This is a genomic window from Geoalkalibacter subterraneus, from assembly GCF_000827125.1.
Classification (GTDB): Bacteria; Desulfobacterota; Desulfuromonadia; order Desulfuromonadales; family Geoalkalibacteraceae; genus Geoalkalibacter_A; species Geoalkalibacter_A subterraneus.
In genome coordinates this window covers 1,961,208-1,985,374 of record NZ_CP010311.1, presented here as the reverse complement: position 1 = coordinate 1,985,374, position 24,167 = coordinate 1,961,208, and the positions used below count along the sequence as shown (strand labels likewise).

Sequence of the window (24,167 nt, the reverse complement as noted above, 5' to 3'; positions counted from 1 at the left end):
CAGGGCAGATGCCCCCGAAACCGAACTACGCCCGCAGCCGGGAATTGCTGGCAACCTCACTTGCCGGCATCAAGGGCGTTGGGCCAAAACTTGAGAAAAACCTGGCGAAGGCCGGGCTTGCAACGGTCGAGGATGTCCTTTACACCCTGCCGCTTCGCTATGAAGACCGTCGCCAGATACGTCGTATCTCCCAGCTTCGCGACGGGCACCGCGAAGTCTTTGTTGGTGAGGTTCTCGCTGCCGGAGAAACAACGACGCCCCGGGCCCGCAAACGCCTCTTCGAAGTCATAGTCGGGGATGGGACGGGGCAGGTCAGCCTTAAATGGTTCCGCTACCACAAAGCCTGGCTGAGCAAAAGGTTTGCGGTTGGAACACGGGCGGTTTTTACCGGTGAAGTCAAGCGGTTCGGTGCGGCACGCGAGGTTCATCATCCCGACGTCGAACTTCTCGGCAGCCGAAGCCTTGAAGAGGTGATGGCTGCCGATCCGCTGAGTTTTGGTCGCGTCCTGCCTGTTTATCCCCTGACCGAGGGGCTCTCGCAGAAAGTTGCCCGAAAAATTTTCAAGCAGGTGGTCGACGCCTACGCTCCACTGGCTGTTTCACCTGTCCCCCCTGAAATCCTCAAAAAAAACAATCTGCTCCCCCTTGATACCGCGCTGCGGGAATGCCATTGGCCTGAGGTCGGTGAAGACGAACCTTTCGATGAAGAACGGGGCCCGCAGCAGGCTCGATCCTCCCTGGTGTTCGATGAATTTTTCTTTCTCGAACTCGGACTCGCGCTTAAGCGCCGCGGCATTATCCTCGAGCGCGGCATGGCATTTGAAGTCAATCACGTCTACACCAAGCCTCTGGCCGCCATGCTGCCGTTTCGACTGACGGAAGCCCAGCGCAGGGTGCTGGGCGAGATCAAACACGACATGATGGCGATCCACCCCATGCACCGCCTCGTACAGGGGGATGTCGGCTGCGGAAAGACCATCGTTGCGCTCATGGCCGCACTGGTCGCCATTGAAAACGATACCCAGGTTGCGCTGATAGCGCCTACCGAAATCCTGGCTGAGCAGCATTACATTCAGTTTCATCAATGGCTCGACAAACTCGGTCTGAAAGCGGTTCTGCTGTCCGGTTCGCTGTCGGCAAAGGAAAAACAGGCCGTTTACGAAGAAATCAGGGAAGGGCGGGCCCATCTGGTGGTCGGTACTCATGCCGTGCTTCAGGAAGGTGTGGATTTCAAGCGCCTCGGTCTCGGCATTATTGATGAACAACACCGCTTCGGGGTCGTTCAGAGGGGCGTTTTGCGCCATAAAGGGGATAACCCCGACATCCTCGTCATGACCGCTACGCCAATCCCACGAACCCTGTCTCTGACCCTCTACGGCGACCTTTCCGTTTCAGTTATCGACCAGATGCCACCCGGCCGGTCTCCCGTCAAAACACGCGTTGTCTCTGAATCGCAGCGAAAAGATGCCTATATCTTCATTAGAAAACAGATAGAAGAGGGCAGGCAGGCCTATATTGTCTTTCCATTGGTGGAAGAATCCGAAAAAAGTGACCTGTTGGCCGCAACCCAGGCCGCAGAGCAACTGGCAGAAGAGGTTTTTCACGGGCTCCGTGTCGGTTTATTGCATGGACGCATGAAGCCTGCGGAAAAAGAAGGCGTGATGACAGCCTTCAAGGCGGGCGAAATCCACGCGCTGGTTTCCACGACCGTCATCGAGGTTGGGGTCGACGTGTCGAACGCAACAGTTATGATGGTCGAACATGCCGAACGATTCGGGCTGGCTCAGCTGCATCAGCTTCGGGGTCGGGTCGGACGCGGCAGCGCTCAGAGTTACTGTCTGCTGGTTCGCTCAAAGAATTGCAGCGAGGATGGTGCCAGGCGTCTTAAGGTCATGTCGGAGACCACCGATGGGTTCAGAATCGCCGAAGCGGATCTGGAAATTCGCGGACCGGGAGAATTTCTCGGAACACGCCAGGCAGGCCTGCCGGATTTCCGCGTCGCAAATCTTTTGAGAGACGGCCGCATTCTGGAGCAGGCCCGCCAGGAAGCTTTTGCCTTAGCCGCAGATCCCGATTTCGATTCCCATCCCAAATACGCCGACACCCGTCAGGCCCTCCTTGATCGCTGGGGCAGCCGCCTCGAACTGGCCAGTATCGGATAGAAAACAGAATTTTCCTCAACCGCCTATTGCAGAGCAAATCAATTTCAAAGTTTACATAATATATCTTATGCGACTCAGTATAATAATGTCAGATAGCTAGACAAACCATGCCCGGTTATTCTTTGCCTTTCTCTCCCATCAGCATCTCAACCAGAAGTCCGACCGGGACAGCGAAAAGCAGCGTCAACAGGGTTCGCGCCAGCGAGAATTCCCAGCCAAGATAACCGGCTTCGAGCGGCAGCATCTGGATTTTGACGGCGTAGCTGAACGAGGGGTCATGGAACGAGGGGTCATGGAACGAGGGGTCACATGGAACGAGGGGTCAGGCTTGACAACTGGGAACGAGGGGTCAGGCTTGTCAACTGGAATCAAGGCTTGCTCTGATGCATCTCTCCCCGCTCCTTCCGGCGTGAATCTCCGCTAACCCGCAACTCCCGCCTTCGGGCCGGCTCTTCGGCCTGGGACAAAGCCTCTTCGATAAACCTGGCGCCTCTCAGAACTCCTATGCGATACACCTCTTTCAGACCATCCTCAACAACACTTTGGTAACGATCGGAGCTGTTGCCGAATTGACCAAGGGAGCAGTCGGTCTACAAAAAGACTCCAGCGTCGCTTCGCGCTGACAGGTGGCCCACTTTGCTCAGGAATCAGTGGCCCAGTTTAAATCAGGAGCACTGGCCCATTTTCTCCAGAATACGCGCCTGAACCACAAAGATAATGGTGGTCGCTCATCGGACAAAAGACATGAATGCGATGTCCGAACCTCTCGATGCCGACTTTTACCCATTTGTCAGGCCTGACCCCCGATGTTCCCCCGATGCCGACTTTTACCCATTTGTCAGGCCTGACCCCCGATGCGGCACGGATTTCGCTTGAAGCACTCCATCACGCCACCAATAGCTGCCGAACGGTGGCCTCCATCAGCTTTTCGCTATGCTGCTGGGCCTGGTTGAGTTGGGCTTCAAGTTCGTCGCACAGGGCCATGAGATTATCGACCTTAGTGACGATGCGCATTTGTTCTTCGAAGGGGGGGAGAGGCAACGGCACCAACTTTAATTTTGCAGCCTTAATTCCAGTTGCTGTCATCCCAGTTGCCAGTTCCGAAATTAACCCCTGAACGACTCCGCTCATAATTGCAAACATCAAATAGCGGGGATTCTGGTCTCCGAAGGGGTGAAGGTTAATCGTTCGCTGTGCAAGTGCAAAAGGCTCATCAATTTCAACCAAACACACATTCCCCATCGGTGCTTCAGTGGTAAACAGCAAGTCACCGACCTGCGGGAAACCACGCCTCATCCATTCACGATAGGTCTTTTCCGTGACAAACTCTTGAGGGTCTTGTCTAAGGTGCCCCATCCTTACGTTCTTAGCGGTGATCAGCTTAATCCCAGAACTGACTTTTTTGGGGGTCTTTCCCCTGTAATCAATAAACTGAAAAAGGTTTCCCATCCGTTCAAAAACCCAACCTTTTGGAGCTATAAAGGGATGATCGCTCTTCTCTACTACAGGCGACAACTTGAACCGCTTCAACATCCCTTCTGCAATCATTGATTGCCTGTCAGCCTTAATCCTCTCCAGCAAAACCGAAGCAGGCTCATCATTGGGGTCTTGAGGAACGAGTTTGCCCTGGACGGCGAGTTGAAGGATGGCGGCGCGGAGTTTGGCGATGGTTTCGGGGTGATCGTAGAGCAGGTCGAAGTTGGTGCTGATGCGCTGCCAGTGTTCGGCGAATTCGTCGGGTTCGCGGGCGGTGAGCAGTGCGTCGAGGGCGGCGTTGTTGAGGCGTGCCCGCCCCTGCTGCTGCTTTTGCTGGCGGGCTTCGAGCTCGTCGCACAGGGCCATGAGTTGGTCGACTTTGGCGACGATGCGTTTTTGTTCTTCGAGGGGGGGGAGAGGAACGGGCATATTAAGAAGGGCATCCTGGCGGATGCCAGAAACAGTCATGCCCGTGCCCTTCACATCTTGTGTCAGGAAGAAATTGTAAAAGTAATCCATCTCAAGACACGCAGGAAGCCAAAGAGCCTTTAGATCTTGATTGATAGCAACATCTACTCTGTTAATCGAAATCTTCCCCAGCCCCATTCGTGTGCAAATAATGACGCGACCTTTGGGAATGAGATTAGAGCTACTGCCCTTAAGTCCTTTTGGAGTAATTGAGTCGATGGTAGAATCAAGATACTTGGACTTCCCAACATCCTTTACGCTAGCCCAAGGAATGTCGCCGCCCCAGTAGGACGGGTTGTTTTTGCTCGGCGTTCCTCCACCAGTGATATCTAGGATCAGTTCTCCCATCCTCGACCAGCACCAGTTCTCAGGGACAAGACAGAACTGCTCTTTTTCCTCCACCGGTTCATATTTCTTTGGCTTGCGAACCTTCCCTGCCTTGACAAGAAGTTTGCGCTCCGCATCAATCTTCTCCAGCAAGGCCGAAGCAGCCTCATCTTTCGGGTCCTGCGCCACAAGCTTCCCCTGCACCGCAAGCTGAAGAATCAATTCCCGCAGTTTCTGCACCCCGTTGGGTGCATCGGCCAGATGTCCGAAATTGGCAAAGAACGTCTCGGCAGTCATCAGGCGTTGCTCCGGTTGATGAGGTTGACGATCACCTTGACGATGGTGTCCTTCTCTTCCGGCCGGCTCTCGGCGATCAGCAGCGTGAGTGCTACCAGGGCGTTGTCGGCCAGCCGCTTGGAGCCGTCCTCGCGATAAAGGATGCCGTTGCGGGCCAGAAAGAAGATGAACACGGCGGCGGCGGCGATGCGCTTGTTGCCGTCGGTGAAGGCGTGGTTCTTGACGATGAAATACAGCAGGTTTGCAGCTTTCTCTTCGACGCTGGGGTAAACATCCTTACCGTCGAAGGTCTGGTAGATGGCGCCAAGTGCGCTTTTGAAACCCTGATCCTTCTCCTGGCCGAAGAGTCCGTCGAAATCGGTCTTCATCGAATTAACGATGGCAATGGCTTTGTCGTACTCGAGCACGAACCCGGCCGGACCGCTGGTGGCTTCAACGGCGAGGGTGCCGTGGTCGTAGCGGTCGAGAGTGGCCAGAGCGTAGGCGTAATCGGTGATGACCTGCAGCACCTCCTGCCCGGTGTCGCTGACCAGTTGCTGCTGTTCGAGGGTGCGCGAGAGCAACGCGACGGCTTGCTGCATCTCCTGCAGTTTGGCGCGTTCCTCCTGCAGGCGCTGCTCGTTAAGGGTGTAACCTTTGACCAGGTGCTCGCGCAGCACACGTGTCGCCCATTGGCGAAACTGGGTACCGCGCTGAGATTTGACCCGGTAGCCGACGGAGATGATGACGTCGAGACTGTAGAACGCGACCGGTTTGTCTGAATTTGCAATATGCATTTTCTGCATATTGCTTTTTTCGTCCAGCTCTCCTTCCTTGAACACGTTGCGAATGTGGCGGGACAAAACGGACTGGTCCCGTTGAAACAGATCTACCAGCTGGGCCTGGTTCAGCCAGACGGTGTCATGTTCAAGCTGCACTTCAAGACGGGTTTTCCCATCCTCTGCCTGATAAATGGCAACCTCGCTCATGCCGAATCGCGCTCCTGAACGGGGTCTCGCTCAAGGGCCTCCATCAGTTCCCGCTTTAACTTCTCACGCGTATCAGCCACACTGGCAAGCAGCGTCTTATACTCGGCCAGCAGCTCCTCGGGATCGCCATGGTCATCTTCAACAGTATTGGGGTTTTTGATGTCGAGGTTATAGCCGCCCGCTTTGATCTGCTCAACCGAAACCTTCCATGCTCGTTCGTTTTCCTCGCGCCCCTCTCGTTTTTCGCCTCCCCACCAGGACTTCTCGGGCGCGAACTCTTCGATGCGCATCGGCTTGGTCTTGGAGTAGCTCTTGTAACCTTCGGGATAGGGGTGCTCGTAGTACCAGACTTCCCTGGTCGGCTCCCCCTTGGTGAAGAACAGCAGGTTGGTCTTGATGCCGGTATAGGGGTTAAAGACGCCGTTGGGCAGGCGCACTACCGTGTGCAGGTTGCACTCCTCGAGTAGTTTCTCCTTGATGCGGGTCTTGACCCCTTCGCCGAATAGGGTGCCGTCGGGCAGAACAATGGCAGCACGGCCGCTCGGCTTGAGCAGGTGCATGATCAGCACCAGGAACAGGTCGGCTGTCTCGCGGGTGCGAAAAGCGGCGGGGAAGTTGGCTTCGATGCCGTCCTCTTCGGTGCCCCCGAAGGGCGGGTTGGTGACCACCACGTCGACCCGATCCTTGGGACCGTAATCGCGCAGTGGTCGCGCCAGGGTGTTATCGTGACGGATGTTGGATGGCACCTCGATGCCGTGCAGCAGCATGTTAGTGGTGCAGAGCAGGTGCGGCAGCGCCTTTTTCTCGACGCCGGAAATCGACTTCTGTAGAAGCTGCTCGTCCTCGGTAGCCTTCACGTAGTTGCCGCGCACATGCTCGATGGCACAGGAAAGGAACCCCCCTGTGCCGCAGGCCGGATCAAGGATCTTCTCGCCGAGCTTCGGATCGACCATGTCGACCATGAACTGGGTCACGGCACGCGGGGTATAGAACTCCCCGGCGTTGCCCGCGCTCTGCAGGTTTTTGAGAATCTGCTCGTAGATGTCGCCGAAGGTGTGGCGGTCAGAGGAGCGGTTGAAGTCGATCTCGTTGATCTTGTTGACCACCTGCCGGATGAGGGTGCCGCTCTTCATGTAGTTGTAGGCGTCCTCGAACACTGAGCGCACCACCAGGCCGCGCCCGTTGGTGCCGGCGCTGAGCTCCAACTCCTTGAGAGTCTTAAACAGGTCGTTGTTGATGAAGTCGAGCAGCTCGTCGCCAGTGATCCCTTCGGCATCGGCGGCCCAGTTGCGCCAGCGCAGCCGCTCAGGGATCGGCGAGGTGTAATCATCCGTGAGCAGTTCGATCTCCTGCTCCTGATCATCGAAAATCTTCAGAAAGAACATCCAGACAAGCTGCCCGATACGTTGCGCGTCGCCGTCAACCCCGGCATCCTTGCGCATAATGTCCTGGATGGTTTTGATTGTTGTGGATACGGACATGGATGAACTGCACTCCTTGGGAATGGATGGATTTGCGAAACCGGGTATTCAGGTCAACAGGGAAAGATTGATGGTTTCAAGCTCCGCGCCTCTGCCGATGCGAAATTTGGAACTGGTATATCCGCGGTGGCCCTCTGCGGAATAAAACCTCAGGTTGACTGCCAGCGGACCAACTCGCTTAAAGACCACAACATCGCCCTGGTGGATTTCATCGAGGACGGAAGGCACACCCTTCTCTTGCAGCAGCAGGGATACATCGCCCTCGTCTTCGGATATAAAACTCATGGCTCAAGAGACCGAATCATAAAGGTGCCGCTCAAGGTCGCGGATGGCCTGATCGAACTCCCGGCGCCCACCGAAAGACTTGACGATTTCGATGGGAGTCCCGAATTTGTCGAAGGGCTGAATTCGGAGGATCTTAACGTCCTCGATGTTCTCGATGCCCTCGTCGGCATATTTATCTAAGAGAGCGTTCAAAACCTCTCGCGCCTGGTCGCCGTATCTGGTGAAGTAGTTTTGCTTGCGGACCTTCTCCGCTCGCTCGCGGCGGGTTAACGGGGGCTGGTCGAAAGCCACATGGCAGATCAGGTCGAAGGGACCGAAGTCCTTGCCGACTTCATCTGCCAAAGCTTCGAGCAGTACGCCCTGCTCTTCGAGTTCGGCTATGACCGCCTGTTTTTTCTCGGCGCTGTTCCACTTGCGCAGAAAATCGTCCAGCGAGGCGAATTCTTTGCGGACGGTTTTCTTGGTGAAGTCCTTCAGGGACTCGGTGATCAGCCTGCCGTCCTTGCCGTAATACTGCACGCGCTCAGCGGCCACGAAGACCTCGACATCGTCGACGACATACTTGCGCCGTGGCTCACCAGGGGGCTCCCCTTCCCCAGGTGGATCGGGCGAGGGAGGTTCAGGCTCGGATTTTTCATCCTCATCCGCATTATCGGGCTCTTCCGGCGGCACAGGTGATTCATCAGGACCGGGTTCGTAGATCTGTACCGGCTCACCATCAAAAGCCGGATCTGCAAAAAGCTCGGTGGCCTTTTTGAAATCCATGATAGTGAAATAGAATTTGCCGTAATCCTCATTGATGCGGGTGCCGCGGCCGATAATCTGCTTGAAGATGGTCATCGACTGAATCGTCTGGTCGAGCACGATGAGCTTGCAGGTCTGGGCATCGACGCCGGTGTTCATCAACCGTGAGGTCGTGGCAATGACCGGGTAACGGCTTTCAGGGTCGATGAAGTTGTCCAGTTCCATCTTGCCGGTATTGTCATCCCCGGTGATCTTCATGACGTAGCGGCTGTTTTCGGCGGTCAAATCGGCGTTGTGGTTGACCAGGGCCTGGCGCATGCGTTCGGCATGGTCGATGTCTTCGCAGAAAACGATGGTCTTGGCGTAGCGATCGGTCCCCTTGAGAAATTCGGATACCTTGCGGGCGATAAGATCGGTGCGTTTCTCCAGGACGAGATTGCGGTCGAAGTCCTTCTGGTTGTAGATGCGGTCTTCGATGAGCGCGCCGCTCTTGTCGACCTTACCCTGCTCGGGGCGCCAACCGGTGAGATCTTTGTCGAGGTCGATACGCACGACTTTGTAAGGGGCGAGAAATCCGTCTTCGATACCCTGCTTGAGGGAATAGGTATAGATCGGCTCGCCGAAATAGTGGATGTTGGAAACGTCTCTGGTTTCTTTTGGCGTGGCGGTCAGTCCGATGTGGGTAGCGCTGGAGAAATAGTCGAGAATCTCGCGCCAGGCCGAGTTTTCCGCAGCACTGCCGCGATGACATTCGTCGATGACCACCAAGTCGAAAAAATCGCGGGAGAACTGCTTGTAGATATTCTTCTCTTCCTCGTTGCCGGTGACCGCTTGATAGAGCGAAAGATAAATTTCGTAGGCCTTGTTGACCTGGCGCTTTTCGATCTTGGTCATGGCCTGGCCGAAGGGCTTGAAGTCGTTGGTCTTGGTCTGGTCGACCAGGATATTGCGGTCGGCAAGAAAGAGAATGCGTTTTTTCAAGCGAGATTTCCACAACCGCCAGATGATCTGGAAGGCAGTGTAGGTCTTGCCGGTGCCGGTGGCCATGACCAGCAGGACGCGATCCTGCCCCCGGGCGATGGCCTCGACCGCCCGGTTGATCGCCACCCGCTGGTAATAGCGCGGCTCCTTGCCGCTGCCATCGCTGAAATAGGGCTGATCGACGATCTTTTCGGTTTCGCCACCTATTCCCTTCCAGGCCTTGTAACGCAGCCAGAGATCTCCCGGTGATGGGAAGGCCCCGAGATCGACCTCTTTTTCTATGGGGTTGGTCATTCCGGTGCGGTCATGAAACAGGAAGCCGTCGCCGTTTGAGGAGAAGGCAAAGGGAACATCGAGAATTTCGGCGTAATCGAGAGCCTGCTGCATGCCATCGCCGACAGCATGACTGTTGTCCTTGGCTTCGATAACGGCAACAGGAATATTGGGTTTGTGGTAAAGGATGTAATCGGCCCGCTTGGCCTTGCCGCGGGTGTGCAGCTTGCCCTTGACGATGATGCGACCTTTCGTGAAGGTCACCTCTTCGCGCACCTGGACGTGGACATCCCAGCCGGCGGCCTGAATGGCCGGAGTGATATATTTGGTGCAGATGTCGCGCTCGGAAAAGTCTTTCTTTGACATCCTGCCCTGCCCTCTAAAAAACGCAAAAAAGCCGCTAGCCTGGATTTCCAGTGCCGGGCGGCTTATTCAAATAAGCAAAAACCTAACTTGATGTATCTGGGCATTTTCCCCACCGTGCCTGAGCCAGGCAAAAAAAATTCACACAATAAACTTAAATTTATTTCAATACTTAGTCAATAAGAGATTTTTTCCAGCTACGTGAACGAAAATCTGATCTGGTTTACTCACTGGCGGGCGCGCCTATTATCTCACGAGCCCTGAAGGGCGGAAACTGCGCCCCCTCAAGGAGGCGCCCGCCGATCTCAGTGTCAGTGAACTTCTCAACCAGGTGATCGACGCTCTCGATCTCTATGGCGTAATCAGCACCTGGCCCGGGGCCGAGCAGCCTGCACGCAGAAGAGGTCGGAGAATCCTCCGCAACTGTAACCACCACGCGTTACAGCACACCACCCTCCTTTTCGTTGGAAATAACGTATTCTGACCATTGATCCTTCCTTCAGATAAATCTATCCTCTGGTTGGTTTTTCTGAATTTCTGCCTTAATTTCAAAACGAGTGATTGGTTGGATTTCCATTCATTGCATTTCGTTAAAAGAACAGTTGCGGGCTGACGTTGAACCGTTTTGATAATTTAGCAATATGGGCCTTGGTCAAACTCTTTGATCCGCTCAAGATCTGAGAGACAAGAGACTTCCCCCCTATCTCATCTTTCAGATCTGAATAGGTCAAACCGTACTGGTCAATCAAAACCCTCAAGGTCGATACGCCAGGGTCAATGGCATCAACTTCTTGATCAAACCGCTGAATGTTCTCAAGGCTGCTTTCGTAGCCCTCGATAGCATCAGCAACGATATTTATTAGGTGAAGTAACGGTTCTCCTTCCCTATCCTCGGCTTTCGTCATGAGCTGCTCAAGAAGATCCAGGGCGAACTGATAATCATCATCCGTCTTTATTTCAAGGGCTCGCTGAGTTTTTTCAAAAATCGACAGAAACGAATTCTCGATTTGCATCACCGTTGCTGTGTTCATGATTTTTCCTTTCGATACTTGTTGCAGAGCAAAATTTTCGAGCCAAAAACGCAAAAAGGCCGATCCAAGGATCGGCCTAAGTGCTTGATTTAGTTGGTCGGGGCGAGAGGATTTGAACCTCCGACCCCCTGCACCCCATGCAGGTGCGCTACCAGGCTGCGCTACGCCCCGTCAACCAATGCGTCGGGATTATGTTGGATTCGGTCAGAAATGTCAAGCAAAAACATCTGTGTATTATTCACGTCTTGCGCCGGTCGATGACGCGATTGGCCTTGCCCTCATGACGGGGAATTGAAGAGGGTTCCACCAACTTGACACGGGCCCGTAGACCGAGCATTGCAGCCAGTCGCTTTTCCACCATGCCGACGAATTCACGTTGCTTTTTCATCTCGTCGAAAAAGATCTTCTCGTTGACCTCGACCTGCACCTCAAGGGAATCCGTGTGCCCTTCCCTGTCGAGAACCAACTGGTAGTGGGGTGCGCATCCTTCCACCTGGAAGAGTACTTCTTCGATCTGAGTGGGAAAGACATTGACGCCCTTGACGATCAGCATGTCGTCGGAGCGTCCGCGGGTCTTTTCCATGCGGACCATGGTGCGGCCGCATTTGCATTTTTCGTAATGCAGGCGGGTGATGTCGCGCGTCCGATAGCGGATCATCGGGAACGCCTGCTTGGTCAGGGTGGTCAGCACCAGCTCGCCGACCGAGCCGGGCGGTAGAACTTCGCCCGTCTGGGGGTCGATGATTTCGGCCAGGAAGTGATCTTCGGCGATGTGCATGCCGCGTTTGTATTCACACTCTCCGCCGACACCGGGTCCCATAACCTCGGAGAGACCGAAGTTGTCGGTAGCCAGAACGCCCAGGCGCTGCTCGATCTCGCGGCGCATCTCCTCGCTCCAGGGTTCGGCCCCGAAAAGACCGATACGCAGTTTGAGACTGTCGGGAGAGATCCCCATTTTCTGGAGATGATCGGCGATCGTCAAGGCATAGGAGGGGGTGCAGACCAATGCTGAGGACTGATAATCCTGCATGATCATGATCTGCTTTTCGGTGTTGCCGCTGGAGATGGGAATGACCGAGGCGCCGATTCGCTCTGCGCCGTAATGCAGGCCGAATGCGCCGGTAAACAGCCCGTAACCGAAGGCGATATGCACGATGTCATCGGCGGTCACGCCGGCAGCGGTCATCATGCGAGCGACCAGTTCGGTCCAGTTGTCGAGATCGGCGCGGGTGTAGCCGACCACAGTCGGCTTTCCGGTCGTTCCGGACGATGAGTGAATGCGTACAACTTCCCGCAGGGGAACCGCAAACATCCCATAGGGATAGTTAAGCCGCAGATCTTCTTTGGTCGTGAAGGGGAATTTTGCCAGATCGGACAGGCTGGTCAGATCCGACGGGCTGACGCCGTATTCAAGAAACTTCTTCTGGTAGCACGGCACATGACGGTAAACCCGCTCAAGAGTCGTCTGTAACTCCTCCAGCTGAAGAGCTTCCAGGGGCTCGCGCGCCATACATTCCCGGTCGGGATCCCATATCATCATACAACAGGCCTTTTCTTACACATTGCGGTCTTACATGGAGTAGACGCGTTCTCCGGCCAGCACGGTGACCCCTTTTTCAGTCAGCACCCGAATGGCGCCTTCAGTGTCATCGAACCGGAAGATGATAACAGCATTCTGACCGCAGCGTTCGACAAATGCATACATATACTCGACATTGACTCCGGCCGAGTCGAGGATCTGAAGGATGCCACACAGACCGGAGGGACGATCGGGAACTTCCACCGCGACCACTTCCGTTTTATTGACGGTAAAGCCTTTTTCCTTCAAAGCTTTCTGCGCTTGATCGGTTTTGTCGACAATCAGACGAAGAATGCCGAAATCTGAGGTGTCCGCCAAAGACAAAGCACGGATGTTCACTCCAGCTTTGCCCAGGACATCAGTGACTTCGGCAAGCCGCCCCGATTTATTCTCGATGAAAATGGAAATCTGTTCGACTTTCATGTCTCCCCCTTCCCTTTTTTGAACCTGGAATCAGCGCTGCGGCCGGTTGTCGATAACGCGCTTGGCTTTGCCCTCGCTGCGGGCAAGGCTTTTGGGCTCGACGAGCCGCACTTTGCAGGTCACGCCGAGAAGATCCTTGATTTCCTTACGGATGCGATTGGACAGATCCTGCAACACCTTGATCTCGTCGGAGAAAGTCTTTTCATTGACCTCCACCTGGACCTCCAGGGTGTCGAGATTTTCGTCAAGATCGACAATCAGTTGGTAGTGAGGCTCGACCCCCTCAATGGTGATCAGAACACTTTCGATCTGTGAGGGGAAGACGTTGACGCCGCGAATGATGAGCATATCGTCGCTGCGCCCGCTGAGGCGTTCGATCCGCTTATGTGTCCGCCCGCAGATGCAGGGTTCGGAAATCAGACGGGTAATATCGCGGGTGCGGTAGCGGATCAGCGGAATACCTTCTTTGGTGATGGTAGTAATGACCAGCTCGCCTTTTTCACCGTCCGGCAGGACTTCTCCCGTTTCGGGATCGATGATTTCGGGAAGGAAGTGATCCTCCCAGATATGCAGGCCGTGCTGCGCCTGGTGGCATTCGATGGCGACGCCGGGGCCGAGAATTTCGGAAAGTCCATAAATGTCGATGGCGGTCAGATTGCATTTTCCCTGGATTTCATCGCGCATTTTGTCGCTCCAGGGCTCGGCTCCGAAAATGCCGATGCGCACCTTGAAATCACGCATATCGAGACCCATCTCAGCCGCGGTTTCCGCCAGGAACAGGCTGTAGGACGGAGTGCAGGTCAGTACCGTGGAGCCGAAATCCTGCATGATCATGATCTGTTTTTTGGTGTTACCGCCCGACATGGGGATGACCGATGCTCCAAGTTTTTCCGCACCGTAATGAGCCCCAAGACCGCCGGTAAACAACCCATAGCCATAGGCGTTATGAATGACATCGCCCTGGTGCGCGCCTGCCGCCACGAAAGAGCGGGCCATCAACTCAGACCAGGTTTCGATGTCGCGCCGGGTATATCCGACGACCGTCGGCTTGCCGGTAGTGCCTGAGCTGGCGTGGATCCTGACGATCTGGTCAAGAGGCACGGCGAACAGCCCGTAGGGGTAGTTGTCGCGCATATCCTGCTTGTAGGTGAACGGAAAGCGCCGAAGGTCATCGAGGCTCTTGAGCATATCGGGGTTGACGCCGTTTTTGCGAAAATGTTCCCGATAAAAGGGAACTGTGGCGTTCACCCGGTCGAGGGTCTGACGCAGCCGCTTGAACTGAAGGGATTCAATTGCTTCTCGCGGCAGGGTTTCAAACTCGTCGTTCCAGATCATATCGGCAAATCTCCTTCTTCAGTCCGAACGGCTGCGCTGGGCCTGACGTCCAAGCTCGAATGCGCGAATGTTCTCTTCGAGGAAGCGCTGCGGCACCATGTTGGTCAGGGCTTGATACCACAGACCTTGGTCAATATCCATCATGGTCGAAAGGCTGCCGAGCAGAACCGTGTTCACGGTACGCATGTTGCCGGCCTCTTTCGCAAGCACAATTCCCTCAACAACGCAGCTGCGAGGAAACGTCTCTTTGATATGAGCTGCAATATCGGCAGGGTATTCCTGCTTGCCGAGGGCAACCCCGGGCGGGGCGATTTCAAAATCGTTGACCACCACCTGGCCGTCTTTCTTCAGCAACGGCAGGTAGCGGTAGGTTTCAAGAAGTTCGAAACCGAACAGGATGTCGGCCTGCCCTTCGGGAATGATCGGTGAATAAACCTTGGAACCGAACCGAACGTGGGACACCACGCTCCCTCCTCGTTGCGCCATGCCGTGAACCTCGGCCTTTTTAACGTCGTAGCCGCTGAGCATCAGCACTTCAGAGAGAATTTCACTGGCAAGAAGGGTTCCCTGCCCGCCGACGCCAACCAACAGAATGTTCTGCACCCCGTTACTCATCACAGACTCCAAATGCACCGAATTTACAGACCTGCTGGCAGACGCCGCAGCCCACGCACAGCATTTTGTCCACCTCGGCGAGCCCCTTGGCTCCGCCTTTAGGATTCCACTTGATGGCAGGACAGCCCAGGCTCAGGCAGGCCTTGCAGGCTGTGCACTTGTCGGCATCGACAAAAAGCGGCGGCCGTTTTTCGAGAATGTCGCGCTTATGCAGCATGCAGGGACGCTGCGTAATGATGACTGACACTGCAGGACGCGCCATCTCGCGTTTGATCAGATCGCGTGTCGCATCCATCTCATAGGGATCGATCACATGCACATGCTCGACGCCGATGGAGCGGCACAGCCCAACCAGATCAACCTTGTGAGCGGTATCGCCCTTGAGCTTGTATCCGGTTCCGGGATGGTCCTGCCGCCCTGTCATGCCGGTGGTACTGTTGTCCAGAATGATCACGGTCGCAGCGGCATCATTGTAAACCATCTCCATCAGGCCGTTGACGCCGGTGTGCAGGAACGTGGAATCGCCGATCACGCCGACCACCTGCTGACGCTGCTCCTCAGAAAGCACGCGGGCCAGGCCGGAAGCGTTGCCGATGCTGGCGCCCATGCAAATGCAGGTGTCCATCGCAGAAAGCGGGGGCATAAAGCCTAGCGTGTAGCAGCCGATATCGCCAGTGACATACGCCTTGAGACGGTTGAGCGCATGAAAGACACCGCGATGGGGGCAGCCCGGGCACATGTTAGGCGGCCGCTGCGGGAGTTCCTCCTTGTGCTCGAAGGCATGAGGAATCGGCTGTCCCAGAATCCCCTCGGCGACGCGCCCGGGAGTCAACTCACCGCACACCGAAAGCTTGTCCTTGCCGTGGACCGCGAAGCCCATGGCCCGCACCTGCTCTTCAATGAAAGGATCAAGCTCTTCAATGACGTAAAGAGTTTCAAAGCGCTTAGCGAATTGACGGATCAGATCCTTCGGCAGCGGGTGAATCAGGCCGAGTTTGAGTACCGATGCCTCGGGGAGGACTTCCTTGGCATGCTGATAGGCAATCCCAGAGGTGATGACACCGACCTTGTCGCTCCCCTCCTCAATGCGGTTGAAGTCCTGCTCGCAGGACCACTGCGCCATATCCTTGAGCCGTTGTTCAACGAAATAGTGACGTTTGCGGGCATTTCCGGGCAGCATGACAAATTTTGCCGGGTCGCGGTGCAGATCCGCCTTGGCCGGTTTCAGGACGTTGTCATCGGGGTGAACAATCGACTTGGAATGTGAGATGCGCGTGGTGGTGCGCAGCATCACGGGAGTGTCGAAGCGCTCACTCGCCTCAAAGGCAAGGCGGGTAAAAAGGCGCGCTTCCTCGCTGTCCGACGGCTCGAACATGGGCACTTTGGCGAATCGCGCGTAATGGCGGCTGTCCTGTTCGTTCTGGGAGGAATGCAGTTCCGGGTCGTCAGCGACGACCAGGACAAGCCCGCCGCGCACACCTGAATAGGACAGGGTAAAAAGCGGGTCGGCAGCCACATTGACGCCGACATGTTTCATCGTCACCAGGGCTCGAACCCCACCAAAGCTGGCGCCGATGCCTACTTCAAGGGCCACTTTTTCATTGGGTGCCCAGGACGCGTCGATCGAGGGATAACGAATGATATTTTCCAGAATTTCCGTACTGGGGGTGCCGGGATAGGCTGATGCCACCCCGACGCCGGCTTCGTAGGCCCCGCGAGCGATGGCCTCATTGCCCGACAGAATGGTCTTTTCCATGCGATTCCTTTCCGGCGCGCGGACTCAAGCGCTGAATTTTTCAGAGATAAATGGAAATGGGAATATAAATCAACCGGTGCGGCATGTCAATTGATTCAGGTGGGAGAAACTGACCCGGCGTCGCTCAGACAGAGAACGCCGGTCCGATAAACATGTGAGCTACCGGTAACCAACCAGAGCTTTGGTGACGTTGAAGGTGTGGTCGCCGATTTTCTCGAAACTGTGCAGCATGTCAATGAAGACCAGGCCGGGAAGAACTGCACATTCACCTGTGTTTAAACGGGCGATGTGATTGTTGCGATAGGTTTCTTCCAGTTGGTTAATGGATTTTTCGAAGAATTCGGCCTTTTCCATAACGGATTTATCTTCACGCTCCAGCGCCCCGATAATGAAGGCAAGGAAATCGTGGGTCTGATCAGCAATGCGCTTGATATCTTCCTTCGCCGTTTCAGAAAATGAGATCTTCTGAGATTTCTTGCGTTGTGCCAGAAGCCAGATTTTCTCGCAGTAATCTCCGATACGTTCAAGGTCATTGACCATATGCATCAGCGAGGCAATGTCACGAGAGGTCTGCGAGGCAATTGACTGCTGTGAAAGCGCCACCAGAAAATCGGTGATTTCCTTCTGCAGGATATCGACAGCCTCTTCTTTTTGCTCCAGACCTTCCAGGCGCTTGTCATCGGCATCCTGGACGTAAAGATTGGTTTCCTTCAGCATCTCCAGGGCATGTTGAGCCATGCGGCGAGTTTCGGCACGCGCCTGTCCCAACGCAATGGGCGGCGTATTGAGAACCCTCATGTCGATGAATTTCGGGCGCAGATCAACCTGAGATTCGGTCCCACGGATCAGCCAGGTCGTTATCGTCGCGAGAACTCCAACCAGAGGCAGGAAAATGAGGGTATTGATGATATTGAACAGAGTATGCGTGTTTGCGATATGGCGGGCGATATAGGGCTTATCCCCAAGCTCCATCCCGAACTGCTGGGCCTGCTGCTGGGTCTGAATGACCAGATCGGCATCCCCTGGGGTGATGAATGATATAATGCTGAGAAAAAATGGAAAGAGAATCAGCATGTATAGGACGCCGATAGAATTGAACAGAAAGTGAGCCAGGGCGGTACGGCGTGCGGCAAGGTTGGTGCCGAGAGCGGCAAGGTTGGCCGTGATCGTGGTGCCGATATTCTCGCCAAGAATCAGGGCGACACTGGCTTCGAAGGTCAAAAGACCGCTGCTGGCAAGCGCCAGCGTAATGCCCATCGTTGCAGAACTGCTTTGAACGAGCATCGTCAAAATGGCGCCCACCAACACCCCGAGTAGATGGTTGTCGCCGATCAACAGAAACAGTTGGCGGAAATATTCGCTGTCTTTAATCGGGTCGAAGGCGTCCTTCATGACGCTTAAACCGAAAAAGATCAAGCCGAAGCCCAGGAGAATTTCCCCGGTATATGTAAGCTTTCGATTTCTCTTGGAAAATATTTTGAGGCCGGCCCCGATTCCGATGGCGGGCAGGGCGAAGTGCGTGATTTTGAACGCAATCAACTGCGCTGTGATAGTTGTGCCGATGTTGGCGCCTAGAACAACCCCGATGGATTGCACCAGACTCATCATCCCGGCATTCACAAAACCGACCACCATAACGGTGGTCGCGCTTGAGGACTGAATGAGAGCGGTTACCCCGATGCCGACCAGGGTTCCAATAATGCGGTTATTGGTCAGGGCGGCAAGAATCCGACGAAGACGTTCGCCGGCGATTTTCTGCAGGCCCTCCGACATCGTGCGCATGCCGAAGATAAAAAGACCAAGGCCGCCCAGCACTCCAAAAATAAGAGCCTGGTTGAAAAGATCCGACATGGGGGTCTCCTACCCACCTTGTATATTTATCAAATACTTGGCAGGTGTCTGAATTATGTGAAGTCAGTACCCGAAAAACGGCCCGACTATAGCGAATCGATTATTTTTTTTCAACGGAAAAGGAGAAGGAAAATTCGGGCCCGGGGGAATCCGATGTCCCCTGTGGATCGAATTGCAGTTCAAACGATTTCATCCGGGTGAGGTCCGCAATGAAATAGATCTGCCCTTCCAGCCTGTTTCCGGGCAGAAGTCGTTTCTCCGAAGGAAGAGCCGCTGTATGAAGCTCCTGCGGGTAGCGTTGCGGAAAATACGGAAGGGAGCTGTCAAACTGCGAAAACTGGCCCACTTTGACGGAATCTTCAAGATAGTAGAAGCCAACGTAAGGGTAAGGAATGAGGTAAAAGGAATCCCGGGAGAGGATCTCAAGCACTTCAGAGGGTGGAATGCTGCGATACTGGGTGCCGTTCTCGTCAATCAGAAGAAAGTTTTCGGCGAGGATCTCTCTGGAGGTCTCCCCATCGTTGCGGATCGTCACAAAAAAGGAACACAGGTTGTCCGCAGCCTGATACGGGCGAACCTGTAAATCCTGTATCCGCGCAGTCACGGTCAGGTTGTTGCGTGACATGGCCAGATTCCCGGATGTCTCGTCAAGTTGCATCCCGGGGCCGGGTTTGGGCACGACATTTACTCCGGCACAGGAGCACAGGAAAAGAAAGACAAAGGGGATAATCAGCCAGTTTCTCATCAACGATTCTCCTTCGAGGAAGAATTCCGGCGCATGGCCCAGCGCAGCATGTCGTAATAATCCTGTTCGCTCTCACGAACACGCCGACTGAAAACTTCAACAATATTGCGGACAAGTTTGATTCCCAGACGCGGGTGGCGTTCACACAGTGTATCGAAATCACCACGGGAAAGGCTGAGCAGGGTGCCGCCTTCTGCAACCCGGGCCGTGGCGGTGCGCTGCCCGCCGGCTATGATCGCCAACTCACCAAAGACTTCTTCGGGGCCAAGCACAAGAACGATCTTGTCCTCCCTTTCGGCCATCATTTTGGTGATCCGCACCGCTCCGGATTTAATCAGATACAGGGTCTCGCCGGGCATATTTTCAATAAACACGGTCGTCCCTTCCTGCAACTCCTTTTCCTGGAAAGATTCGGCCAGCAAGGCCAGATCACCATCTTCCAGCCCTTTGAAAAAAGCGCTGTCCCGCACATCATCCAACGCTTCAAGTTTCATAAGCGATCACCGTGAAAGAGCCTCGTTTGTGTCCGCCGTATGCGGATCGAACAGGTTGTCATAAACAACAATATCCGCGCGGTGCTGGCTGCGTCCTGCCCGGCGAACCTCCGGTGAAGGAGAACTTCCGGTCAGGGTCAGATCAACCGGCACCGTCAGCCGATGATGCAGATATTCGAGAATGGTTTTTGCCCGCAACATAGCCAGTTCAGTCATTCTATCATGATCCTTGCGGGGATGTACTCCTTCTATGCGCACAAGATGAACATCTGGATCAAGCTGTTCAATTTCCGGCACCAGTTTGTCAAGAACCTGCTCCCCAGCCCGGTTCAACTGGGCTGATCCAACTGTAAAATAGACCGTAGCAAGGATTTCGCGATTGGCGAAAAAATCATCCACTGCCCGTGGTCGACTTTGCGCCTCGGCAAAGACCATTGAAGGCAGCAGTAAAAAACAGGTGAATACTACATTCAGTCTGGATTTCAATGCCATGATTCCCTGGGGACCAATACCAGGATTTCCACCCGGCGGTTCTGGCTTCTCCCCTCCTCTGTTTCATTGCTTGCGACCGGTCTGCTTTCACCGAATCCCTTGACAAAGATACGATCAGCGTCAATCCCTTCACGATCAACAAGATAGCTGCCCATGGAAATCGCACGTTGCAGCGAAAGATTCATATTATATCGGTCAGAGCCGATGTCGTCGGTATGCCCGTCAATCCGCAGAAAGAACCAGCGTGTATCTTCACGCAGGCTGGCGACGATCTCCGACAGCGCTTTTTTCCCTTCATCTGAGAGGGTCCACTGGTCGAAATCAAAGCTGAGTTCAGGCAGCCTGAACTTGCGGTAAACAAAGGCCGGGATGGATGGGTCGGCGGAATCTTCACCCTCTTCCTTCAAGATTTTGCGCGGCTTGTCCTCAACCGCACTTGGCCCGGGTACGCTCATTGGGGTCAGAGGGTTGAGGGAATGCGTCTTGACCGCCGAGGGAGCCTGCTCGTGGAAACTCTCCTGCTTTGTCAGCATGATCTCTTCCATCTTGGCTTCAACGGGGACTTCCAGCTTTTCCACCTGACCTACTTTGCGGGGTTTGACCTGCCCGGCAAGCAGAGGCGACAAGGGCCGGATCTTTTTGGTCGAGGCCGCATCGGAGGCAGAGGCTTCAGCGTCATCTTTTTCGTCGGCGGGTTGAATGATGCGCGGTACGGGTTTGAGGTAGGTTCCGACCCCCTGGGAGGTGGAGAAACCGAGCAGGGTCCGCCAATCAGGGCTTGCGTCAAGGATGCCGAACCCCATTGCGGCATGCAGAGTCAAGTGAGGTGAAAGAAAATATCGAAACCCCAGTGTCACCTCCCCCTCTTCACCCTCTCCTTCGATTTTTTCCGTCGCAAATTCCATCTCGGCCATGACCCGAAGACGTGTCAAAGGCGCGAACTCTAAACCGAAGCCTGCGACCAATTGATCATCGAACTCAGCGGTCGTGCCGGGATCATCGTTGAAACGATAGCCCATATTGGCATGCAACCCGAAACGTTCCTTTTTAAAACTGGCAATGATGCGCGCCTGATAGCTGTTGATTCCATCCAGGTCTGGGTTGTCGGACACGGAACGTCGTCCCTGCAGATCAATGGCGATGCGAAAAAGGTCTGCGCGTTTACCGAAGACACGTGCCTTGAATCCGAGTTGAATATTGCCGCGGCCGCTCTTGAGGTCGTCGTCGTTGAAGAGGAGGTTGGGGTATGCGCCGTAGACTTCAAGAAAGGATCCAAGGCCCAGGGTCATGGCGACGGGGACAGTGCGTGCAGAGCCCGATGGTCCGTTGGCTTGATGATACCAAAGCCCAAAACTGATATTGCCGGCGTCAAGCGTCTGGGCACTTGGCTGTGTCAGCAGACCCGTGCCTCCGGAAACGGTGGGCACAGCTTCAGCCGTCTTTGAGTAGATGGCAGAAAACAACAGCAGCAGGCACAGAATAAGTGCCGGCATATGCGAGATTTTTTCCCGGGAGGTTGTTTTCACGGTTCCTCAGACCAAGTTTTCGCCCGTAGAGGCGCCCGCTAAACACGAGATGTGGCGGCAATTATATATCCCAAATAATTAACGCCATCTTAGTCTTTTGAGAAAATAAAATCAACCAATCTTTCCGCACCCTTCTTCCGTCATGGAAAGATATTGCCGCATATAGTGAATGTAATTGTCCGCAGAAACCTTAAGGTGAGAAATTTCCGAAGATTTTAATGGCCTTTTGACGCGGCCAGGATTCCCAAGTATCAGATGCCCTGCGGGAACTTTTGTCCCGGGGGCTACCACGGAACCGGCACCGATAATACAATCATCACCGATTTCGACGCCATCGAGAACCACCGCCCCCATTCCCACCAGAACCCGATTGCCGATGATGCAGCCATGAAGCGTCACATTGTGTCCAACGGTAACGTCATCCCCCAGGATCGTCGGGTGGGTGTCACGGGTCACATGAACGACAGAGCCATCCTGAATATTGGTTCGATCTCCGATGCGGATATAATTGACATCACCGCGCACCACGACGTTGAACCAGATGCTGGCACCATCGCCCAGATTGACATCACCGATAACCCGGGCGCTTTTTTCAATAAAAACTTCGCCCTTCAATTGGGGAAGTTTTTCAAAAAACGGTAAAATCATGACATTTTCTCCCTGCAGCGCAGAATGTTGACACAAAAAAACGGAGAAGCACATTGCTGGCCTCTCCGGGTCGCTTTAAAGAAAATTTCACCATCCGCTCCGGCATGAGGACTTGGAGCGTGGTGTCGAACGGTGACTTAATGCTGCTTGTTGACGCGCTCGCGCAGTTCTTTGCCGACCTTGAAAAACGGCAATTTTTTGGGTTTGACGTGAATGACCTCACCTGTTTTCGGGTTGCGGCCCATATAATCACGATAATCCTTGACGACAAAACTACCGAACCCACGAATTTCAATACGGTCGCAATTGATCAGGGCTTCGGTCATGGAATCAAAGATGAGGTTAACGATCTCCTCAGACTTTTTGTACGTCAGGTTTTTTTTGCCAGCCAACTTTTCCACCAGTTCTGACTTGTTCATGAAATCTCCTGGGGAAGGGGGTTGTTATCGAGGTTTTGCACGAAACCGGCCCCCAAGCCTGAATTCGCTGCTAACCACCTAAAACCGCTGTCAAAAAAACTATACATCCCCACCCAAAGGTGTCAACCGCCTCAATCATCACTGAGATACTTTTTACCCTGCGCCGCCAATTGCGGATCGAGGGAAGGCTGGAGAAGCGCCCTTTCCAGCAGAGTCCGCCCTTCCTTCTTCCACCCCTTGGCCAGATAGGCTTCGCCTACCCGAAAAATCCAGCGCGGATTTCCCGGCTCAGTTCGTGCGGCCTGATTGAAGGCGTCGATCGCCTTATCCATGTTGCGTCCATGCCGCAGCCAGAACTCAGCCAGGTAGGGCGAAACCTGACGGCCCCCTCCGCAGCCCCCCGTGCTGATAGACGCGAGAACATTCTCCGCCTCATCGAGTCTCCCCGATTTCTCAAGCGCCGCAGCAGTGACCAGAGTCGTTTCAAGATCGACCGCTCCCTGCGACATGGCCCGACGACCAAATTCGAGCGCTTCTTCAAGTCGCTCCTGGCTCAGTCGCAGCGCAGCCATGCGCCCCAAACAAAAGCCCGCTGCGATTCCTGATTCAATGCCTTGATGGGCGAGCGTTTCAACCTCATCATGCTCGCCGTTTCGCCAATGAAGGGCAATAAGGCTGACCAGAGCCTGACCATGATTTTCGCTGAGAGAACGCGCCTTTTTTAAATCGCGATTCGCGCCGGGGAAATCCCCCAGGCGGTCCCTGACCAGACCACGCTCATAAAAATAGAGTTCGTCCCGCTCGGCCTCATCCACCTGGTCAAAGCCATCGAGAGACTCCTGGTCCCGCCCGTCATGGGCGGCAAGAAACGCCTGACGGAAAACGGCTGATTTTTCGAGGTAGCGCTCAATCAGTTCGGCGGGATAGGAAGACAGGATGAGTTCAAGGTGAGAATCTTCGTCGAGCTCCTGGGGTTCACCCTGTTCCACTGCCTCTCCGGCATGCGTACCACAGCTGCCGCCCGCGCACCCACCTGCTGCGGCAGCAGGCTGGGGCTCTTCATCCCAGTCAGCTCCAGCCAGAAGACCTTCAACCTTGTGCCGCATCTCTTCGCTGCGTGCCTGTTTCTGCGCCAGCTCGAAATGTTCCCGCGCTTTTTGGAGATCACCGGTCCTCAGGCAGGCCGCACCTTCATCAGTATTGAGCCGGCAAAGTGCATCGCCGGCTCTGTCGAGCATGCCTGACGCTTCAGCGGCCTGTGTTTTATCGAGATTTGAGAGATCGACCTGTTCGCCCAGCCTGAGGCAATCGGCCCAGCGCTTCTCGTTGTAGGCTTTCTGCAGTTTGGAAAAGGGATCTTTTTTGCCGAAAAGACGCGATAAAACCATGAGAAATGAATTCCGTTGTAGAAGAGAGAATGGAGTCGAT

Annotated in this window: 21 protein-coding genes and 1 tRNA gene; 1 reads left to right on the top strand and 21 read right to left on the bottom strand. The window is 54.7% G+C overall.

The features are described 5' to 3' along the window. Positions 1-8 precede the first annotated feature (8 nt). Positions 9-2,162 (top strand): ATP-dependent DNA helicase RecG, encoded by a 2,154-nt coding sequence (gene recG / locus GSUB_RS09150; RefSeq protein ID WP_040200400.1) that lies wholly within the window; start codon positions 9-11, stop codon positions 2,160-2,162. Positions 2,163-2,277: 115 nt separating this feature from the next. On the opposite strand, the gene GSUB_RS19880 is transcribed toward recG, so the two are convergent. From GSUB_RS19880 to GSUB_RS09045, 21 genes are all read right to left on the bottom strand, one after another. Continuing rightward, the gene (locus GSUB_RS19880) at positions 2,278-2,406 is read right to left on the bottom strand and encodes a hypothetical protein (RefSeq protein ID WP_268747550.1); all 129 of its coding nucleotides are present in this window, start codon (positions 2,404-2,406) and stop codon (positions 2,278-2,280) included. Positions 2,407-3,047: 641 nt separating this feature from the next. Beyond that, the gene (locus tag GSUB_RS09145; RefSeq protein WP_040200399.1) at positions 3,048-4,730 is read right to left on the bottom strand and encodes a restriction endonuclease subunit S; all 1,683 of its coding nucleotides are present in this window, start codon (positions 4,728-4,730) and stop codon (positions 3,048-3,050) included. Next, the gene (locus GSUB_RS09140; protein ID WP_040200398.1) at positions 4,730-5,698 is read right to left on the bottom strand and encodes a virulence RhuM family protein/type II toxin-antitoxin system death-on-curing family toxin; all 969 of its coding nucleotides are present in this window, start codon (positions 5,696-5,698) and stop codon (positions 4,730-4,732) included. The genes GSUB_RS09145 and GSUB_RS09140 overlap by 1 nt, the downstream gene beginning before the upstream one ends. Further along, positions 5,695-7,179, bottom strand: a complete 1,485-nt coding sequence (locus GSUB_RS09135) for a type I restriction-modification system subunit M (protein WP_040200397.1) — start codon at positions 7,177-7,179, stop codon at positions 5,695-5,697. Before GSUB_RS09135 ends, GSUB_RS09140 begins: the two co-directional genes overlap by 4 nt. 48 nt (positions 7,180-7,227) lie before the next feature. After that, positions 7,228-7,464, bottom strand: a complete 237-nt coding sequence (locus GSUB_RS09130; RefSeq protein ID WP_040200396.1) for a hypothetical protein — start codon at positions 7,462-7,464, stop codon at positions 7,228-7,230. A gap of 3 nt (positions 7,465-7,467) precedes the next feature. Then, entirely contained in the window at positions 7,468-9,828 is a 2,361-nt protein-coding gene (gene hsdR / locus GSUB_RS09125; protein WP_040200394.1) for an EcoAI/FtnUII family type I restriction enzme subunit R, read from the bottom strand. 587 nt (positions 9,829-10,415) lie between these two features. After that, a complete protein-coding gene (locus GSUB_RS09115; protein WP_040200392.1) occupies positions 10,416-10,856 on the bottom strand; it encodes a helix-turn-helix domain-containing protein in 441 nt (146 codons plus the stop codon). Between the two features lie 94 nt (positions 10,857-10,950). Continuing rightward, positions 10,951-11,027: transfer RNA gene (locus GSUB_RS09110), tRNA-Pro, on the bottom strand. Positions 11,028-11,094: 67 nt separating this feature from the next. Beyond that, entirely contained in the window at positions 11,095-12,396 is a 1,302-nt protein-coding gene (locus tag GSUB_RS09105; RefSeq protein ID WP_040200391.1) for a phenylacetate--CoA ligase family protein, read from the bottom strand. Between the two features lie 30 nt (positions 12,397-12,426). Beyond that, a complete protein-coding gene (locus GSUB_RS09100; protein WP_040200390.1) occupies positions 12,427-12,858 on the bottom strand; it encodes an ACT domain-containing protein in 432 nt (143 codons plus the stop codon). A 30-nt stretch (positions 12,859-12,888) separates the two neighbouring features. Then, positions 12,889-14,193, bottom strand: coding sequence for a phenylacetate--CoA ligase family protein (locus GSUB_RS09095; protein ID WP_040200389.1), 1,305 nt, complete (start codon positions 14,191-14,193; stop codon positions 12,889-12,891). A gap of 18 nt (positions 14,194-14,211) precedes the next feature. After that, positions 14,212-14,808 carry an indolepyruvate oxidoreductase subunit beta gene (locus tag GSUB_RS09090; protein ID WP_040200388.1) on the bottom strand — a complete coding sequence of 199 codons (597 nt, stop codon included), beginning with the start codon at positions 14,806-14,808 and terminating at the stop codon, positions 14,212-14,214. Further along, a complete protein-coding gene (gene iorA, locus GSUB_RS09085) occupies positions 14,801-16,564 on the bottom strand; it encodes an indolepyruvate ferredoxin oxidoreductase subunit alpha (RefSeq protein WP_040200387.1) in 1,764 nt (587 codons plus the stop codon). The genes GSUB_RS09090 and iorA overlap by 8 nt, the downstream gene beginning before the upstream one ends. A 159-nt stretch (positions 16,565-16,723) precedes the next feature. Continuing rightward, positions 16,724-18,415, bottom strand: coding sequence for a Na/Pi cotransporter family protein (locus GSUB_RS09080; protein WP_040200386.1), 1,692 nt, complete (start codon positions 18,413-18,415; stop codon positions 16,724-16,726). Positions 18,416-18,515: 100 nt separating this feature from the next. Further along, entirely contained in the window at positions 18,516-19,160 is a 645-nt protein-coding gene (locus GSUB_RS09075; protein ID WP_040200385.1) for a hypothetical protein, read from the bottom strand. Further along, a complete protein-coding gene (locus GSUB_RS09070; protein ID WP_040200384.1) occupies positions 19,160-19,654 on the bottom strand; it encodes a cyclic nucleotide-binding domain-containing protein in 495 nt (164 codons plus the stop codon). The genes GSUB_RS09075 and GSUB_RS09070 overlap by 1 nt, the downstream gene beginning before the upstream one ends. Positions 19,655-19,660: 6 nt before the next feature. Continuing rightward, the gene (locus GSUB_RS09065) at positions 19,661-20,140 is read right to left on the bottom strand and encodes an OmpA family protein (protein WP_040200383.1); all 480 of its coding nucleotides are present in this window, start codon (positions 20,138-20,140) and stop codon (positions 19,661-19,663) included. Next, positions 20,137-21,639, bottom strand: a complete 1,503-nt coding sequence (locus tag GSUB_RS09060) for an OmpA family protein (protein WP_040202345.1) — start codon at positions 21,637-21,639, stop codon at positions 20,137-20,139. The genes GSUB_RS09065 and GSUB_RS09060 overlap by 4 nt, the downstream gene beginning before the upstream one ends. Before the next feature lie 144 nt (positions 21,640-21,783). Beyond that, positions 21,784-22,320, bottom strand: coding sequence for a gamma carbonic anhydrase family protein (locus GSUB_RS09055; RefSeq protein WP_040202343.1), 537 nt, complete (start codon positions 22,318-22,320; stop codon positions 21,784-21,786). A gap of 137 nt (positions 22,321-22,457) precedes the next feature. Next, positions 22,458-22,739, bottom strand: a complete 282-nt coding sequence (locus GSUB_RS09050; protein WP_040200382.1) for an HU family DNA-binding protein — start codon at positions 22,737-22,739, stop codon at positions 22,458-22,460. 131 nt (positions 22,740-22,870) lie between these two features. Further along, a complete protein-coding gene (locus GSUB_RS09045; RefSeq protein ID WP_040200381.1) occupies positions 22,871-24,127 on the bottom strand; it encodes a tetratricopeptide repeat protein in 1,257 nt (418 codons plus the stop codon). Between the last annotated feature and the right edge of the window lie 40 nt (positions 24,128-24,167).